The sequence below is a fragment of the Micromonospora sp. NPDC023814 genome, from assembly GCF_040639595.1.
Lineage (GTDB): Bacteria > Actinomycetota > Actinomycetes > Mycobacteriales > Micromonosporaceae > Micromonospora.
This window is the reverse complement of the sequence record NZ_JBFAAF010000021.1, coordinates 47,452-49,983: the sequence shown is the minus strand read 5'-3', so window position 1 is coordinate 49,983 and position 2,532 is coordinate 47,452. Positions and strand designations below refer to the sequence as shown.

Below are 2,532 nucleotides of genomic sequence, written 5' to 3'. Positions count from 1 at the left end.
GTCAGGGCCGCCGGACGATCAGCCGGTAGGTCACCACCAGCCCGACCAGGCACCACGCGCCCATCACGAGGTACGGGGTGCCGCTGATGCCGCCGACCAGCGCCTCGCGCACGCTCTGCGCCATGTACTGGAACGGGAGCACGACGTGCACGGCCTGCAACCAGCCCGGTAGCCGGTCGACGGGGAAGTTGACGGGGGAGAACATCAGCGTGACGAAGACGACGAGCTGGGTCACCAGGCCGACCGCGGCCGGCGGGAGGGCGTGGGCCAGTCCGTAGCCGAGCGTGGTGGCGGTCAGGGCGACGAGCAGGGCGGCGAGGATCACCAGCGGGCTCGGGTCCAGTCGCAGGTCGAAGCGGAACGCGGCGACCAGCAGCGACAGCACGAGCCCGGGCAGCGCGCCCAGGATCCACACGGTGACCCCGGCGGCGACCGAGGCCAGCGGTGGGACGGGCAGCGTCTGGTCGAACTCGAAGCTGCCCTGCAACTTGCTCTGCGCCACCATGTTCGGGGCCATCACCAGCCCGACGGTGATCAGCCCGATGGTGGGGCCGCCGGTGGCGAGGAACGCGGCGCTGGTCGCGTCGACGTCGGGCAGCAGGTACGCGAAGCCGACGATGATGCCGACGGAGAGCCCGGCGGAGACGATCGCGAAGAGGGGGAGCAGGAAGCGCAGCCGCAGCGCGTTCCAGCGCAGCAGCAGGGCGTAGCTACGGAGCCACGACATCGTCGACCTCCTCGTGGGTCGTCTGGTGCTCTTCGAGGGCGAGGTAGATGTCCTCGACCCGCATCGGGTACAGCGAGAAGTCCTCGATGGTGCCGGCGGCCTGCATGCGGGCCGCCCACTCGGTGGCGGCCACCGCGTCGGCGGTGTCCAGGGCGTACACGAGCCGCTGCCGGTCCCGGCGCGGGGGCTGCCCGGCGAACGGCGGGGGCGCGGGTTCGTCGCTGCCGGTCGACAGGCTCACGTCGAGCCGCAGCGCCGGGCCGGCGCCGGCCCGCAGGTCGGCGACGGTGCCCTCGGCGACCACGCGGCCGTGCGCCAGGACCGAGAGCCGGTCGAGGATCCGCTCGACCTCGGTGAGGTTGTGGGTGACCAGGAGGACGGCCGCCCCGTCGTCGGCCAGCGACCGGACCTGCTGCCACAGCAGCCGCCGGCGCACCGGGTCCACGTCGTTGCTGGGCTCGTCGAGCACGATCACCTGGCCCGGTCGCACGGCGGCCAGGCAGTACGCGGCGAGGCGGCGGACGCCGCCGGAGAGGCGCTCGGCCGGGGTGTCGGCCCACTCGGTGATGTCGAGGGCCTCGAGCAGCCGCTGGGTGGCGGCGGCCGCCTCGGCCCGGCCGGCCCCCCGGATCCGGGCCACCAGGGTGATGGCCTGGCGCGGCGTGACGCCCATCAGCGGCACCTGGGCCTGCGGCTGCACCGAGCAGACCCGGTGGGCGAACCCGGGGTCGGCGACCGGGTCGCCGTCGCCGATGCGGATCGTGCCGCTGGTCGGCTTGATCAGCCCGGCGACCTGGTTGACCAGTGTGGTCTTGCCGGCGCCGTTGTGGCCGAGCAGGCCGTACACCTGGCCGGCGTTCACCCGGATGCTGATGTCGTCGTTGGCCCGCACCCCTCCGCGATACTCCTTGCAGACATGGTCCACGCGCAGCACCATGACATCTCCGATACTGGTCGGTATTCAGATACCGCCGAGTATGCGGAATGCGGAGATTCTGGTCAAGCGGAACGACGGGAGAGTCGCCTGATGGAACGAATGGGGCGCCAGGAGCGGCAGCGGCACAACCGGAACCGCCTGCTCGACGCGGCGCAGCGGCTGCTCGCCGAGCGCGGGCCGGCCGCCTCCCTGGACGACATCGCCGCGGCGGCCGGGCTGACCAAGGGCGCGGTGTACTCCAGCTTCCGCAACAAGGAGGACATCATCCTCGCCCTGCTGGACCGGCAGCTGGACCTCATCGGCACCGACCTGACCCAGGTCGACGCCGGTGAGTCCGACATGGTGCAGGCGTTCGCCGCCCTCAGCTCGGCCAACTCGACCGGCGACCGGGCCGGGGAGAACGCCGACTTCGCGCTGCTGATGATGGAGTTCTGGATCGCCGCCATGCGTAATCCGCGGGTGCGTCCCCGCTACATCGAGGCGCTGCGCCGCACCCGCGCCGGGATCGCCGCCCACCTGGCCGCCCGGGCCGACGGGCCGGATCCCGCGCTGGTGGCCCGTACGGCGACCCTGCTCCTCGGTCTGGACATCGGGCTGAGCATCCAGCGCCTCGTCGACCCGGAGTCGGTGCCGGAGACGTGGTACGCCGAGGCGTTCGAGCTCCTCGTCCGGCCGCTGTCGGGCGACGCGCCGCACCCCGACGGCGGGAGCTGAACCGCTGCCGCCAGGGGCCGGGGCTGCCGCTGGTGCCGGGGGGCCGGGTCGCCCGGCACCGCGAGTCGAGTGAAGGTCGTCGTTGCCCCGGCCGCGGCGGCTGGATAGGGTCGTGCGGTACCAGTGATCTTCAGTGACCGGTTCGTGACGGGGA

3 protein-coding genes are annotated in these 2,532 nt (G+C 72.7%); 1 reads left to right on the top strand and 2 read right to left on the bottom strand.

All coding sequences use genetic code 11. The features are described from left to right. Position 1: 1 nt before the first annotated feature. Positions 2–727: an ABC transporter permease gene (locus tag AB0G14_RS14120; protein ID WP_357697216.1), complete on the bottom strand. Its 726-nt coding sequence runs from the start codon at positions 725–727 to the stop codon at positions 2–4. Continuing rightward, positions 711–1,664, bottom strand: coding sequence for an ABC transporter ATP-binding protein (locus AB0G14_RS14115; protein WP_357697214.1), 954 nt, complete (start codon positions 1,662–1,664; stop codon positions 711–713). The genes AB0G14_RS14120 and AB0G14_RS14115 overlap by 17 nt, the downstream gene beginning before the upstream one ends. Before the next feature lie 90 nt (positions 1,665–1,754). On the opposite strand from AB0G14_RS14115, the gene AB0G14_RS14110 reads away from it, so the two are divergent. Next, positions 1,755–2,378, top strand: a complete 624-nt coding sequence (locus AB0G14_RS14110) for a TetR/AcrR family transcriptional regulator (protein ID WP_357697212.1) — start codon at positions 1,755–1,757, stop codon at positions 2,376–2,378. Positions 2,379–2,532: the final 154 nt, after the last annotated feature.